Origin of the sequence: Metapseudomonas resinovorans, from assembly GCF_002003485.1 — a bacterium.
GTDB lineage: Bacteria > Pseudomonadota > Gammaproteobacteria > Pseudomonadales > Pseudomonadaceae > Metapseudomonas > Metapseudomonas resinovorans_D.
The window spans coordinates 90,725-105,310 of the sequence record NZ_BDMA01000089.1 but is presented as its reverse complement, the minus strand read 5'-3'; the positions used below and the strand labels follow the sequence as shown (position 1 = coordinate 105,310).

The following is a 14,586-nucleotide window of genomic DNA, read 5'->3' as shown; positions in this document are numbered from 1 at the left end:
CGCTCCCCGCGACAACAACCTGTGGAACCCGTTGGAGGCCAGGAAGTGAACTCCCTGGCTCCCGTGAAACTCAGCTTCGAATGAAGGCGAGCAGATCGGCGTTGATGGTGTCGGCGTTGATGGTGGGCATGCCGTGCGAGAACCCCGGGTAGATCTTCAGGGTGCTGTTCTTGAGCAGCTTGGCCGACAACACGCCGGTGTTCTCATAGGGCACGATCTGGTCGTCGTCGCCATGCAGCACCAGAACGGGGATGGTGATGCTCTTGAGGTCTTCGGTGAAGTCGGTCTGGGAGAAGGCGACGATGCCGTCGTAATGCGCCTTGGCGCTGCCCATCATGCCCTGCCGCCACCAGTTCTGGATGATGCCCTCCGACGGCGTGGCACCTGGGCGGTTGTAGCCATAGAAGGGACCGGCCGGGACATCCCGAAAGAACTGCGCGCGGTTGTCAGCGAGCTGGGCCTGCAGGCCGTCGAAGACATCCTTGGGAAGACCATCGGGATTGCTCGCGCTCTTCACCATCAGCGGCGGCACCGCACTGATGAGGGCGGCTTTGGCAACGGGGTCTTCACGATGCCGCGCGATGTAGCGAACGACCTCGCCACCGCCTGTGGAATGGCCGGCATGGACGGCACCCTGGACGCCGAGGTGGTTCACGACCGCTGCCGTGTCATCGGCGTAATGGTCCATGTCGTGGCCATCCCAGACCTGGCTGGAGCGTCCATGACCGCGTCGATCGTGGGCCACTACGCGAAAGCCCTGGGCCAGGAAGAACAGCATCTGCGCATCCCAGTCGTCCGAGCTCAGCGGCCAGCCGTGATGGAAGTAGATCACCTGCGCATCGCGCGGTCCCCAATCCTTGTAGAAGATTTCGACTCCATCCTTCGTTGTGACGTATCCCATGTTCGCTTCTCCTGTCTGATGTGGAGGTCTGCCATTGGAGATGTGCTCGCCAATCGGTACCGCGCATGGCGGGCAATGCCTGGAAAACGCGGCTGGCGTTGCCGTTGAGTCGCTTGGCCGCTATTGGACTCTAGGATTAAAGTAAGCTTTAAGGTCAATGATTCTGCCGAGGTGCAGCGTGAGAATTGGTGAACTGGCGAAACTCAGCGGTCTCGCGGCCTCCCGCATCCGTTTCTACGAGTCCAGTGGCTTGATCACTTCGGTTGATCGCAAGTCCAACGGCTATCGCGACTACGGGCCTGACGCGGTGCTCATCCTGGAGATCATTACCGGGGCCCAGGCCGCAGGCTTTTCTCTGGAGGAAATCCGCAATCTCCTGCCAATCGGCCAGAACAGCTGGCAGCACGGGGAACTGCTGGACAGTCTCAAGCGCAAGGTGGCCGAGATCGAGGCCATGCAAGCGCGCCTGGAGCAGAACAAGGCGCAGTTGCTGGTCACCATCGAAGTCATCGAGAGCAAGCCGGAAGGCATGCAGTGCGGGGAAAACACTCAGCGGGTACTGAATCGCCTCCGTAAGGAAGCCAAAACGGCGACCGGTTCCAGTCGGCCGGCTCGCGAAGGCTGAGACAGCGTTTCCGCACAGGGCAAGTCAGGCCGCGATGGCCTGACCTGACCCCATTGGCGCAAGGCCGTAGCGATTATTCGTTGTCCAGCATCGATAAGGGTTCGGGCGCATAGAGTGCGCTCTGGAACTGCGGCACGTACTCGTACTTCAGCATTTTCCCCAGATCCAGGGACTTCATGAATGTGGAAAGGCTACCGTCATTCAGCGTGAGATTGACCGAGTCCGCACTCGTGCTGGAGGCGTGGCTCAATTGCCGGGATACCGCATAGCCGTAGGTCAATCCGCCGTCTTTACCGACGTTCGTGAAGCTGTTGGTCACCAGCTCCACTTCATCTGAAGGCGCACTCAACTTCTCTCCCTCGAAGACCACGTCAACCTTGCCTGTTTCGTTATCAACGATTTCGAAGGTCACGGACTTGTCACTCTCCCGGCGGTTGATGCCCGTCAGCCACTTCGGCAAGTTGTAGCCGACCACGCCCCGTACCCGGGCAAGCTCGGTATTGACCGGGAGTTTCAGCACGTACCCCCAGAAATCCCCGGACAGCGACTGACCTACCAGCGAGACCGGGCCGAGGTTCGATGATCCAGGCTTGTTCGTGACGATGGACAGGGCGATTTCGTTGTAGCTGTCGTTATCGCAGTACTCATAGGAGTAAGCGGTAAGGGCGACCAGTCCCCTGCCCGGCCAGACCTGCACGGGCTGGACTTTTCCCAGGACCTCCGCGGGCATCAACGCTCTGAGCTTATTAATGTCCGCCGTGTAGACCACGGTGATCCGGTTGTTCTTGTAGTAGAAATTGGGTGAGTAGGATTCGAATCCAATGTCGACCTTGGTTTTCTTGAGCCCCCTGAACCAGCTCAGATCGACGCCAGGGGCTTCGGATTCGATGGTGGCAAGCGGAGGATTGGAGCGGAAGCGGTCATACAGACCACCGGCGACAACAGGAACTTCGTGGCCCCCGATGTTGATCATCACGCTTCCTGCTTCCTTGGCGTTGGGGGAATTTCCCGCCAATGCGAAGGCCGATACGGTGCTCATGAATATCCCCGCCACTGCCGCAAAACTGCCTCGTTTCATCTGCTGAACCCTCCGCTAAGTACGTTATGCCGTTGTTCCCTATGGAACCCGCCAACAGAACCCTAACGTTTAACTCAACTTTAAGGTCAAGCACTTCTCGGAGGGAATCAAATTCCCGTGCATAGCTTGTTCGCACCTGCGGCCTTGCCTACTCTCGCTGCACCTCGCGAACAGAAGCTCACCATGGATTTCTTCAAGTACCACGCTGCCAGTAACGATTACCTCGTTTATGCAGACGAACCCTCTTTCGATCTTTCGCCGGCGGAAATCTCGCGGACCTGTGATCGACATAGGGGACTCGGGGCGGACGGCATCCTTGTACCGGTGCTCACGCAGGGCGAAATGCCTAGCGTGATCATCTACAACACTGACGGTTCCCAAGCGGAGAAAAGCGGCAATGGACTGCGGATTTTCTGCCGCTACCTCTGGGATCGCGGCCACGTTGGCGCAGGTGAATTCCAGGTGCATACGGCCGGTGGCGTGGTGTCGTGCCAAGTTCTTGATGAAGGCCGCAACGTTGCCATTCGCATGGGGCGTGCACAGTTTCCGGACAGGAGCGCCTTGGAGGTGAATGTGCAGGGACGCGAGCTGCGGCTGCATCCGGTCTCCATGGGTAATCCGCACTGTGTGATTTTCATGGATCAACCCGATGAATCAACCGCGCGCGCCCTCGGGCCGGTCATCGAGCATCTCGAACCCTTCCCCAACCGCACCAATGTGCAGTTCGTGAAAGTGATCGACCGCAACAACCTGGAAGTCCGCATCTGGGAGCGAGGCGTTGGCTATACGCTGTCCTCGGGCACCAGCAGCTGTGCGGCAGCAGCGGTCTGCCGGCGACTGGGACTCGTGGAGCCCGAGGTGAATGTCCATATGCCCGGCGGACTGATCCAGATCGTGCTGGATGAGAACTTCGAGGTCCTGATGCGAGGGCCGGTGCGCCGCGTGGGCCGCTACAGCCTGGACGAAGAGTGTTTCAGCTGAGCCTTGCCCTTCCCGTGGTCGTCAGGAAGTAGCGTTATGAGCGGGAACCGTGAACTGGACGGTCGCACCGCGGGGCTCATTTGCGCTCGCCCGCAACTGGCCGCCATGGGCGTCGATGATCGAGCGGCAGATCGACAAGCCCATGCCCAGGCCAGCGGATTTCGTGGTGTAGAACGGTGCGAAGATCTGCTCCGGCTCCGAGGCGAATCCCGGACCTGAATCGGTCACCGCCACCCGCACGTAACCGCCCTCATCCTCGACCGTACTGATGACGAGCTGCCGCCCTCCATCCCCGACATCGCTCATCGCTTCCAGTGCGTTGATGATCAGATTGAGGAGCACCTGTTGCAGCTCGACACGGTCGCCCTCGATGCGCGGCAGGGCCTCTGCCAGTTGCAGCTTCACCAGGGCCTTGCCCTTGGTGGCCTGGCCGCGGGTGAACTCCACCATTTCGAGGATCGCCTCGTTGATGTCCATCGGCAGCTTCTGGGAGGGCGCTTTCCGCAGCAACTCGCGAATTCGACCGATAACATCCGCCGCCCGGTTGCCATCCTTGATGATCCGCCCAATCGTGTTTCCGACTTCGTCGAGGTCGGGCGATGGGGCACCGAGCAGCCGCTGGGCAACCTGGGCATTGAGGATGGTCGCCGCGATGGGCTGATTGACTTCGTGGGCGATGGTCGCCGTCAGTTGGCCCATGGTGGCGACCCGGTTGGCGTGCGCCAGTTCCGCCTGCACCTCGCGATAGCGCCGCTCGCTCCCACGGACCTTTTCCTCCGCCTGTTTGCGTTCGGTCAGGTCCAGCACGAAGGCGACACCTTCCTTCCGGCTCCCTTCGAAGGAAGCCAGGCCGACAACCACTGGCACGCGGCTGCCATCCTTCCTGATGTATTCCTTTTCATAGGGTTGCGCCCTCCCCGTCTGCAACGCGCTCGCCAGGGAGCGTTCACTGATCTCAATGAATTCCGGCGGTGTCAGGTCCCGCCAACGCAGGCGGCCCGCCAGCAGGTCCTCGCGCGCATAGCCGATGATGCGGAGAAAGGCATCATTGGCATCGACCAGGCCGCCGCTGGCGTTCCAGACCACGATGCCGATGATGTTGGCATCCACCAGGCGGCGGATCTTGGCTTCGCGCTCCGCCACTTCGCGGTACAGGCGAGCGTTCTCCAGGGAAATTGCGGCTTGCGAGGCAACAAGCTTCAGCACGGCGATACGCGTTGGGCTGAATACGCGGGCCGTGAGGTTGTTTTCCAGGTAAAGGGCACCGATGAGCTTCGCCTGATTCATCAGCGGCAGGCAGAGAATCGAGCGGCAGTGGCGCGTGCGGATGTAGGTGTCCGCCGCAAGGCCGGGGTCGGCCGAGGCATCATCCAGCACGATGCTCTGCTGGGCGCGCAGGACATGGAAAAGGATCGACTCCGGCAGCATGTCCGCGCTCACCGGTATGTCGCGAAGTTGCAGTTCGGCGGCCTTGCCTCCCATGGTCGCCTCCGCCGCTATGCGCGCCTCGCCGGCGTCCGACAGCACCAGTAGCCCACGTTCCGCGCCGGCCTGTTCAATGGCCGTGCGCATGACCATGTCGATCAATCTTTCCAGGACGATTTCACTGGAAGCCGCCTGCGAAACCTTGATCACGGTCGCGAGGTCCAGGTGCTCCACCGGCGTGGCGATGGTGCTCGTCGGGCCGGGGGCCGTGTCATCCGTTTTCAGGAACGGATGCGCTTGCTCGAGCTGGCGCACCTTGCCCGTTGCGCCCCAGCGCAGGTAGGCATAGCGGGCATCCTGCAGGTACAGGCGGGCGATCTTCTGGAAGCCAGCCGATGCGTAGAACCGCGCAGCGAGTTCATTGGCCAGCGCTTCGATCTGGTCGAAGCCGCTTTCCTGCGCCGACTGGATGGCCTGCTCATAGAGCAGTTCGGCATCCATGCGGCGGTCTTCTATACGGGCTATTTCAGCACTCACCAGCAGGGCGCGGCTGGCGAAGTTCTCGGCACAGAGCGCTACCCAGCTTTGCAACTGTTGCTGGTGCGCGACCAGCGCATGCAGATGCTGTTGGCGATCACCGGCCGGGATGCTGTCGCACAGCGCTGCCCTGGCCAGGGCAGCATAGAAGAAGTACTCGGCCTCCTCGATGAAGGAGTGGGACGCCCAGAGCACCTCATGCGCCTTCGACGCCGCTTCCATGGCGGCCTCGATGTCTCCTGCCAGGTAACGCGCTTGCAGTTTCCGAATCCAATGCCAGCACGCGAGCACCCGCGAGACGTCCGTTATGCGCTCCTCGGCCTGTGCCTCATTGAAGTGCTCATCGTCCAGGCAGCCGAAGGTGGGTGTGAAACCCCTCAGTGACCGGATCAGCGCAAGCTGGTTTTCAATGAAGCCGATGGCGAGTCCGAAACGGATCTTGCGGGCATAGGCCAGCCCCCGCTCGGCCTCCTCGTGAATATCGGACAATCGCTCACCGGCGAACAGCAGGTTCGAGACGAGACAGTTTCGCGAAAAGGCGCCAAACGGCAGGTCGCCGATACGGTTAGCCGTGACAAAGACACGCTGCAACTGGTCCGAACAGCTCCGTATGGGCTGCGCCCAGCGCGCCACGAAGACCGAGAAGCAGAAGTAGGTGCGCGCCTCGTAGCGCTGGAGACCAAGGCGCTCGACGAGTTTGCAGGCGAGCTCGCCAAATCGATAGCCGGCCTCATAGTCGCCGAAGCGCCGGCCAGTAATCCTGGGCACGGTGGCGTAGGCCACGCACGAGGCATCGCAGTTGCCATGCTCGATGCTCAGCGTGATCGCTTTGCAGATCGTCAGGGAAGCCAGGTTCGAATTCGCATGCAAGGCGGGTGACGTCAGCTTGACCAGCGCCTCGACGGTCGCAAGGGCAATGGCGTCCTCCATCAATGGCAGGTCGATGAGATCTTCGATCGGCCTTCCGGCGAGCCCGGTCCAGATGCGTTCATACTCGCTGCGCACCACTTCGTCCGCAGGCGTGGATGACCATTCGATGCCCACATGCCGCAGGTAATCGAGGCACACCGAGACCGCGCGACCGCTCTGGTTGAGCAGCAGGCACACATCCATTCGCACGCACGCCACCCTGGCCCATTCGACCGGTCCGGCGACACGATTCGTCAGGGCCGCCAGACGTTCGTCGGCAATGCTCAATTGGCCGGTGAGGAACTCGCACTCGGCGCGATTCAGTTCCAGTGCGAAAGCCAGATCATGTCGGCGCTCCCAGGACACTTCATCCAGCAGATCGGCACCGGCCGCGAGATAGGTGAGCGCCGAAGCGAATGTCGTCGCGGCCTTGGCGCGCCGCCCGGCCAGAAGGTTGATCTCGGCCAGCTGCTCCCGCTCTTCGCGGTCGGTGATCAACCCGGCACCGCGATTGAGTTGGCCGGCGATCTCGAAAATCTCCTCCTCCCAGTTTTCCTCCGGTGTCTGCTTGACGAGCATCCGGCCGATGCGCAGATGGGCTTCAGCACGGTAAGTTTCGGCGATCAGCGAATACGCGGCCTCATGGATGCGGTCGTGCACGAAGGCATAGACGCCATTCAGCCGCTCGACCAGTTCCTGGCGAATCGCCTCCCACAGCAAAGCCTGGAGCTGGGAGCGCCTGACACCGAGCACGGAAGCCAGCGTGCGGGTTTTCGCGACGTTGCCGAGACAGGCCAGCTGCTGCAAGGCCTGCTGAGTCTCGGCAGGCAAGCGGCTCAGCTTTTCCACCATCAGGTCGACGACGTTATCGGTGTAGCCCTTGGCGTGGATCCGCCCGGCGTCCCAGAGCCACTGCTCCCTCTCGTGATCGAAGGTCAGCAGCTCTCCGTCGACCAGCGCTTGGAGGAACTGGATGACGAAGAAGGGATTGCCGGCGGTCTTGTCGTGCATCAGCCGGGCCAGCGGTTCGATACGCTCCGGGAGGCAATGGAGCGATTCGGCGATCAGCTGGGTGATGTGCGCCGTCGACAGGGGGGACAGGCTGATTTGCTCGATCCGGCCGCCGGCATTCCTGATGGCCTGGAGCTTGCCCGTCAGGGGGTGCAGCGCATCCACTTCGTTATCGCGATACGCGCCAATGAGCATCAGATGGCGGAGGTCCGAACTCGTCAGCAGTTCTTCCAGCAGATCAAGCGTCGCCGTATCGAGCCATTGCAGGTCATCGAGAAACAGCGCCAGGGGATGCTCGGCCTGGGCAAATACACCGATGAAACGCTGGAACACCAGCAGAAACCGGCGTTTTGCCTGGGGCGCGTCCAGTTCCGGAACGGGCGGTGGTTCGCCAATGATCAGTTTCAGTTCGGGGAGCAGATCGGTCATCAGCCGCGCATTGGGTTCCAGCGCGTCAGACAAGGCCGTGCGCCAGCGCGCCAGCTCGCTATCGCGCTTGCCCAGGAGCGGACGCACCAGGCTCTGGAACGCCTGAACCAGCGTCGAATAGGGGATGTCGCGTTGGTACTGGTCGAACTTGCCCGATGCGAAGAGCCCGTGCTGCGCCACCAGCACCTTGTGCAGCTCGTTGACGACCGAGGATTTCCCCATGCCGGAATAGCCGGAGACCAGCACGAGCTCCGGCGAGCTGCTGCTGACGATGCGATCGAAGGCCGCAGCCAGTGCATCGACTTCGTGCTCCCGCCCGTACAGCTTCTCGGGGATCAGCAGCCGGTCAGGCGTGCCACGTTCATCCAGGGGAAACTCATCGATGCGACGCTGGCGCTGCCAGTCGGCCAGGCAGTGCTGCAGGTCATGCTCGAGGCTCGCGGCAGTCTGGTAACGGTCTTCCGCCGTCTTCGCGAGCAGCTTCATCACGATGCAGGAAGCCATGGCCGGAATGGTCGCCACCCGCTCATGGGGCAGAACCGCCTTGAGGGCAATGTGGCAATGCACCCACTCCATGGCATCGGCGGCCTGGAACGGCAAGGTTCCGGTCAGCATCTGGTAGAGCGTGACGCCGAGCGCATACAGATCGCTGCGTGAATCGATCGAGCGGTTCATCCGGCCGGTCTGCTCCGGCGCCATGTAGGCCAGCGAGCCGGCGATGGTTTCCGGCGGTTCAGGCGCCTGCCGCTCCCTAGGCAGCCGCGAGGCCAGGCCGAATCCGCTGAGCCGGGCCTGGCCGTCGGTGCAGTTCACGAGGATATGCGCGGGTTTGAGGTCCTTATGGACCAGGCCGCGCTGGTGGAATCTGGACAATGCCCCGGCGATGCTCACGGCAAGATGCAGGAAATCCCCGGTTTCCATGGGCGCGCCGAGCAATCCAGAGAGCAGCTCGCCACCGGGGTCCTCGCACACCAGACAAGGTCGGCCAGATTCGCGCACCAGTTCCAGGGGGCGCACCGCCCAGGCGCCATCCAGAGCGTCCTTCAGGCTGAATTCATGGGTGAGGCGATCAAGGGAGGCGGGTGAAGGGTGTTCGGCGACAAGGCGCGCTATCAGAACGCTCTGACCGCCCTCCTCGCCCACGCGGAATTCCCGGCAGTAAGCGCGTTCACCATCGTCCCACAAGATCGACGAACTCTTGCCCATCGCCAATGCCATCGCATGGAGGTTGCTGATACTCAGTTGTATGGCTCGGCTCGCTCCTACACGGGCTCCGGGAAAATCCCACCGCCGTTGCTAGATCGCGCCCTCGTTACTTGTCCGAACGCTGGGATTCTATAAGCGCTTCAATCTCGAACAGCAGTTGATCAACCGTTGCGTCCAGTGCCCCCGGACCGGTCAGGTCGGCCGTGTTCACGCCCGTAATTCGGGCCGCCTCACGGGTCTTCTCGTTCCTCAGGTAGACGTCGATCAGGTGTTTGCCAGTGAACTCACACTGCACCATGAACCCGGGCAGCGTCTCGGAAATCTGCGTTTGTAGTCGTTGCTGGAGCCTCTGCTTCATCGGTCCTCCAGAAGCCTCCGCTTCCACTTCGCCTTTGAGCCGGTTTCAGTCGCCTGCGCTCAGGATAACGCTCGGAGCGCTGTGCGACCTCTTACCTGCCAAACGGCACTAACGGGTCTCCCCTTCCCTATCAAATGAACAGTGTCTGCATTAGCGCAGCTACTCAATGCGCTGCAGCGAGCCTGCCGGAATGACCATGGAAGACGCCGATAGCTTTCACCACAGCGAAGACGATGAGCGCAACACCCAGCGCCTCTGGAACTGTAGGCCACCGGTGATGGAACAGCAGCCCCAGGCACGTGGCGAACACCATCTCCAGGGACAGCAGTTGGCTGGCGAGCGCTATGGGGAGGCGCTGGGACGCCAGGGTCCAGGCCCACGCACCGCCCATCGACGCAACCGCAGCAAGCATGAGCGCCGGCAGATACAGATGGGTGATGGCGCTCGCTCCTAACCCCAGTTTGGGGGCGTTGAACAATTCCATGCTCGCTCCGATGGGAATGAATACCAGGGTTTGCAGACCACCGCCGACCATCATCATGGCGGTCCAGATCCAGGCATTCATGCCGGGGCGTTTCATCAGGGCACGTTGATTGGCGAGTCCGAACCAGACCCACAGCGCCACGGCTGCGAGGGATGCCCCTGTTCCGATCACCAGCGAGGTGTGCGGGAGCCCTTCAGCCTGGGCAACGCTCTGGACATTGACCAGGAGCAGTCCGAGCGCAGCCAGTCCAAACGGAACCTGAAGCAATCGCCAGGAGATTCCACCCTGGACATTACCGCTGATGGCTAGAGCGACGGGCACCAGCCCCAGAAAGGCAGGCGCGATGACCGGGCCCGCATAGGTAGCCGCCAGGACAACCGCCATGAAGTACCCCACATACCCGATGAATCCCAGCCCGGCGGCGGTCAGCCAGTCTTTCCAGCCAAACCTTCGGCAAGATTCGATATTGGCTAGCAGAATCACCGCACCAATCAATCCGGAGATGATGTATCGGCAGGCCGCAAGATCGAAGATCGAATATTCACCGATGAAAAGCGGCGCGACGAAGTTCATCGACCAGGTGAGGGAGGCGAAAGTCGCGGCAGCAATGCCAGTCGTGAATGTGGGTTTCATCGCTACGCTCTCGGATGGATGTGACTGCATGCCGGATTGTTCTTTATCGATCCGGCAGATCGACGATCTCGGTCCCGCCGGAGGCATTCTCTGGCCTGTACAAAAAAATTGGAATTCGTTGAAATTTCCAGGGACCTGTTCCATAACGGAACAAAAAAGAGGCTCCGATGGACAGGTACAGCGACATGGCAATCCTGGTTGCAGTGGTGGACGCAGGTGGTTTTTCACCGGCCGCGCGCAAGCTTGGAATGACCCACTCGGCTATCAGCAAACGCGTTCAGCGCCTGGAGGATCGGCTCGGCATCCAGCTGTTGTCGCGCACGACGCGGATGGTGGCACTGACGGATGCTGGGGAGCGGTATGTGCGCGAAGCACGACCGATCCTCGCGGATATCCAGGCCTTGGAAGCTGCTGTGTTGCTTGATTCCGATGCGCCACGGGGCATGTTGAGAGTGACGTCTTCAAATGCCTTCGGTCACCACCATGTAGTGCCTGCCGTCGTCGATTTCATGCGGCTCTACCCGGATATAAAAGTGAACCTGACCCTGACGGACGCCATTGTCGATCTCAGGCACGAACGCATCGATGTCGCGATAAGGAGCGGCGCGGTATCCGACCCAAGTCTGGTCGCGCAGAAACTGGCATCGAATGAACGAATCATTTGCGCTTCCCCCCGCTACCTCGAGTTGCACGGAGTACCAGCCAAGCCTGTCGATCTCGCGGAGCACCTGTGCTTGAAACTCAACTTCGAAAGCCGGTTCAACGATTGGGAGTTTCGTTCCGCGTCGAATCGGGAAATTCGACTGGAGGGAAGTTTTTCCTGCAACAGTGTCGAGGCCATTCGCACCCTGTGCCTGGCCGGGGCCGGAATAGCCCGCCTTCCAGAGTTCATGGTGCGCGACGACCTGAAGTCCGGCGGCCTGGTCCCGCTGCTAGAGGATTTTTCACGGTCGTCAGACTCGGCTATCTATGCACTCAGGGCCCCTAGCAACTTTGTCCCGGCTCGGACACGGGCGTTCATCGACTTCCTGTCAGAGCGGTTCGTTTCTTCACCTGAGTGAACGTTTTTTGTGGGGGCGAATTCATTCGCAAAGGGCCGCGCAGCGGCCCCGTAGGTTGGTGCTGAGCGCAGCGAAACCCAACACATCAGACTCCGAGCCCACCTGCTTCCCTCACCCCAACCCCGCTCTGCGCCCCGGCCTGATCGCTTCGCGCTCAGGCGTTCATTGGCACTGGAAGCGGTGCTTCCAAAAGCGTGCCTCTTCACCCCAGAGGGAGAGGGAGCTGTGCGTGTAAAGACTCAGCTCCGCACAAACCCTGTGGGGGCGAATCGGCCCACCCGTACGAGATGCAATCAGTTCGGCTGTCTATATTGAGATGCGATACCGACGCAATCGATATCAATAGCGAAGCGTTGGCGTAGAGAGAATCACCGGAATACTTTCAGGATGGCGAAGCATGGGTGACTTGTTCAACGCCGTTATGCTGGGGCTGCTGGCATTGCTGCCATTGGTAAATCCGCCTACCACAGTGGCGCTTTTTCTCGCCCTTTCACAGGGACTCACACGGGAAGAAAAGAACAAACAGGCATTCCTGACGTCACTTAATGTCTTTCTCATCATGATATTCACCTACTACATAGGTGAACTGGTCATGGATATTTTCAATATTTCCATACCGGGTTTGAGAATTGCTGGCGGAGGAATCCTGATAATAATTGGCGCAAGAATGCTCTTTCCTCAACCTGCACCACCCTCCGCATCTCGCAACGGCGAGGCAAAACGAGCCAGTTTTGCGTTCATCCCGCTAGCCATGCCCAGCACCACTGGACCGGGCACCATTGCGCTGATCATCAGTGCTTCGGCCACCCTCAAGCACAGTACGAGCTTTCCGCCCTGGATAATAATGACGGCACCGCCGTTAATCTTCCTTTCAACCGCGCTGATACTCTGGGGTAGTTTGCGGGCCTCGGATCTGATCATGAGGATTACCGGCCCGTCAGGCATTGATGCCATCTCGCGAATTATGGGATTTCTGCTCGTATGCATGGGCGTTCAATTCGCCATCAATGGCTCGATAGAAATCGTACAAACTCTGATCAATAACAACGTGCAACTACTTCGCCATCCATGAACTCATCCAGAGTCCACCAGTGACCATGTTCACTCGCCATTGAATATCTATCTCTGGAAATAACCTGTCGAACCTTCCACCCGTCGCTACACTAAAACTGCTTTCGACAGCGGAACCCTGAACACGGGAGCGCCAAGTAGGCGTAGGGAGCTGATCCCTCCGGACCAGGCGAAGCTGTCGCGAACACCACGACTTTGTAGAGAGCAGTGCCCGGCTGCGGGGCGCGAGTTGAAGCGAACCAACTCCAGCAGAGAGTCAAGCAGTCTGTTCGGTGGCGTGGACCACTCGAAGGGTCATATTGTGCGGTTGAGACCATTTCTTGCTGGCCGGCCATTCTTTTGCGCGATGCCAATTCGGCAAGGAGCTTTTTATGGTCGACTCAACCAGCAACATAGACCTGGGCAAGCAGGCGGAGCCCGGTAAACAGACACAGGTCGCTACCTCCAGCGACAAACTGAAAGTGGGCGCACTGATCGCCCTGGTCGTCGGCTCGATGGTGGGTGGTGGCATCTTCTCGCTGCCGCAGAACATCGCCAACAGCGCCAGCGCCGGCGCCACCCTGATCGGCTGGCTCATCACCGGGGTCGGCATGCTGATGCTGGCGTTCGTATTCCAGACCCTCGCCAACCGCAAACCCAAGCTCGACGGCGGTGTGTATGCCTACGCCAAGGCCGGATTTGGCGACTACATGGGCTTCTCTTCGGCCTGGGGCTACTGGATCAGCGCCTGGATCGGCAACGTCAGTTACATGGTGCTGCTGTTCGGCACGCTGGGTTTCTTCTTCCCCATGTTCGGCGAGGGCAACACCCTGCCGGCGATGGTTTGTGCGTCGGTGCTGCTGTGGCTCCTGCACTTCCTGGTGCTACGGGGAATCAAGGAAGCCGCCTTCATCAACACCCTGACCACCATCGCCAAGATGGTGCCGCTGGCGCTGTTCATCGTCATCGCCGCCGTGGCATTCAAGATGGACGTGTTCACGTCCGACTTCTGGGGCGCCGGCAACAGCGACCTGGGGACGGTGATGAACCAGGTCCGCAACATGATGTTGGTCACGGTCTGGGTATTCATCGGCATCGAGGGCGCCAGCATCTTCTCCGCGCGCGCCGAGAAGCGTAGCGATGTCGGCAAGGCCACCGTGATCGGCTTCGTCGCGGTGCTCTTGCTGCTGGTTCTGGTCAATGTGCTGTCCCAGGGCATCATGGCCCAGGCCCAGTTGGCCGGACTGAAGAACCCGTCGATGGCAGGCGTGCTGGAAAGCGTGGTTGGTCATTGGGGCGCGGTCCTCATCAGCGTGGGGCTGATCATTTCCCTCGCCGGCGCGCTGTTGTCCTGGACCCTGCTGTGTGCCGAAATTCTGTTTGCCAGTGCCCGCGATCACACCATGCCGGAGTTCCTTCGCAAGGAGAACGCCAACCAGGTCCCGGCCAATGCCTTGTGGCTGTCCAACGGGCTGATCCAGCTGTTCCTGATCATCACCCTGTTCAGCAGCTCCACCTACCTGAGCCTGCTGTACCTGGCGACCTCGATGATCCTCGTGCCGTACTTCTGGTCAGCCGCCTACGCGCTGCTGCTGGCGTTCCGTAACGAGACCTACGAACAGGCGCCCGGTGAACGAACCAAGGATCTGGTGATTGCGCTGGTCGCCGTGCTCTATGCCGTCTGGCTGGTCTACGCGGCAGGCGTGCAATACCTGCTGCTGTCGGCCCTCCTCTATGCACCGGGCGCGATCCTGTTCGCCAAGGCCAAGCGAGAGCTGGGCCAGCCGGTGTTCACCGGGGTGGAGAAGGTGATTTTCCTGGTGGTACTGATCGGCGCCCTGATCGCCGGCTACGGCCTCTACAGCGGCTTCCTCAGCCTCTGATCGAGGACGGTCCAT

The 14,586-nt window shown here is 60.6% G+C and carries 10 protein-coding genes; 5 read left to right on the top strand and 5 right to left on the bottom strand.

The window, feature by feature from the left end; genetic code table 11:
* Positions 1–70: 70 nt before the first annotated feature.
* Entirely contained in the window at positions 71–901 is an 831-nt protein-coding gene (locus tag MnOB_RS25255; protein WP_077527284.1) for an alpha/beta fold hydrolase, read from the bottom strand.
* A 178-nt stretch (positions 902–1,079) separates the two neighbouring features.
* On the opposite strand from MnOB_RS25255, the gene MnOB_RS25250 reads away from it, so the two are divergent.
* Entirely contained in the window at positions 1,080–1,526 is a 447-nt protein-coding gene (locus tag MnOB_RS25250; RefSeq protein ID WP_077527283.1) for a MerR family transcriptional regulator, read from the top strand.
* A 73-nt stretch (positions 1,527–1,599) separates the two neighbouring features.
* On the opposite strand, the gene MnOB_RS25245 is transcribed toward MnOB_RS25250, so the two are convergent.
* Positions 1,600–2,604 (bottom strand): acetoacetate decarboxylase (ADC), encoded by a 1,005-nt coding sequence (locus tag MnOB_RS25245; RefSeq protein WP_077527282.1) that lies wholly within the window; start codon positions 2,602–2,604, stop codon positions 1,600–1,602.
* 183 nt (positions 2,605–2,787) lie between these two features.
* On the opposite strand from MnOB_RS25245, the gene dapF reads away from it, so the two are divergent.
* Complete coding sequence (dapF, locus tag MnOB_RS25240; protein WP_077527281.1) at positions 2,788–3,585, top strand: diaminopimelate epimerase; 798 nt, start codon at positions 2,788–2,790, stop codon at positions 3,583–3,585.
* Between the two features lie 21 nt (positions 3,586–3,606).
* Here the strand turns inward: dapF and MnOB_RS25235 are convergent, their stop codons facing one another.
* The 3 genes from MnOB_RS25235 to MnOB_RS25225 all read right to left on the bottom strand — a co-directional run bounded on the left by MnOB_RS25235 (position 3,607) and on the right by MnOB_RS25225 (position 10,577).
* On the bottom strand, positions 3,607–9,102 hold the full coding sequence (locus MnOB_RS25235) for a trifunctional serine/threonine-protein kinase/ATP-binding protein/sensor histidine kinase (RefSeq protein WP_077527280.1): 5,496 nt from the start codon (positions 9,100–9,102) through the stop codon (positions 3,607–3,609).
* A 106-nt stretch (positions 9,103–9,208) separates the two neighbouring features.
* Positions 9,209–9,460 (bottom strand): hypothetical protein, encoded by a 252-nt coding sequence (locus MnOB_RS25230; protein ID WP_077527279.1) that lies wholly within the window; start codon positions 9,458–9,460, stop codon positions 9,209–9,211.
* 163 nt (positions 9,461–9,623) lie between these two features.
* Positions 9,624–10,577: a DMT family transporter gene (locus MnOB_RS25225; RefSeq protein ID WP_158713859.1), complete on the bottom strand. Its 954-nt coding sequence runs from the start codon at positions 10,575–10,577 to the stop codon at positions 9,624–9,626.
* Between the two features lie 185 nt (positions 10,578–10,762).
* Between MnOB_RS25225 and MnOB_RS25220 the strand changes: the two genes are divergently transcribed.
* From MnOB_RS25220 to arcD, 3 genes are all read left to right on the top strand, one after another.
* Positions 10,763–11,638: a LysR family transcriptional regulator gene (locus MnOB_RS25220; RefSeq protein WP_158713858.1), complete on the top strand. Its 876-nt coding sequence runs from the start codon at positions 10,763–10,765 to the stop codon at positions 11,636–11,638.
* A gap of 397 nt (positions 11,639–12,035) precedes the next feature.
* Positions 12,036–12,710 (top strand): MarC family NAAT transporter, encoded by a 675-nt coding sequence (locus MnOB_RS25215; RefSeq protein WP_077527276.1) that lies wholly within the window; start codon positions 12,036–12,038, stop codon positions 12,708–12,710.
* Positions 12,711–13,080: 370 nt separating this feature from the next.
* Positions 13,081–14,571: an arginine-ornithine antiporter gene (gene arcD / locus MnOB_RS25210; protein ID WP_265093696.1), complete on the top strand. Its 1,491-nt coding sequence runs from the start codon at positions 13,081–13,083 to the stop codon at positions 14,569–14,571.
* Positions 14,572–14,586: the final 15 nt, after the last annotated feature.

Coding starts and splice junctions, on each gene's coding strand:
- MnOB_RS25255 (WP_077527284.1), bottom strand. CDS start 901: ATGGGATACGTCACAACGAAGGATGGAGTCGAAATCTTCTACAAGGAT.
- MnOB_RS25245 (WP_077527282.1), bottom strand. CDS start 2,604: ATGAAACGAGGCAGTTTTGCGGCAGTGGCGGGGATATTCATGAGCACC.
- dapF (WP_077527281.1), top strand. CDS start 2,788: ATGGATTTCTTCAAGTACCACGCTGCCAGTAACGATTACCTCGTTTAT.
- MnOB_RS25235 (WP_077527280.1), bottom strand. CDS start 9,102: ATGGGCAAGAGTTCGTCGATCTTGTGGGACGATGGTGAACGCGCTTAC.
- MnOB_RS25230 (WP_077527279.1), bottom strand. CDS start 9,460: ATGAAGCAGAGGCTCCAGCAACGACTACAAACGCAGATTTCCGAGACG.
- MnOB_RS25225 (WP_158713859.1), bottom strand. CDS start 10,577: ATGAAACCCACATTCACGACTGGCATTGCTGCCGCGACTTTCGCCTCC.
- MnOB_RS25220 (WP_158713858.1), top strand. CDS start 10,763: ATGGCAATCCTGGTTGCAGTGGTGGACGCAGGTGGTTTTTCACCGGCC.
- MnOB_RS25215 (WP_077527276.1), top strand. CDS start 12,036: ATGGGTGACTTGTTCAACGCCGTTATGCTGGGGCTGCTGGCATTGCTG.
- arcD (WP_265093696.1), top strand. CDS start 13,081: ATGGTCGACTCAACCAGCAACATAGACCTGGGCAAGCAGGCGGAGCCC.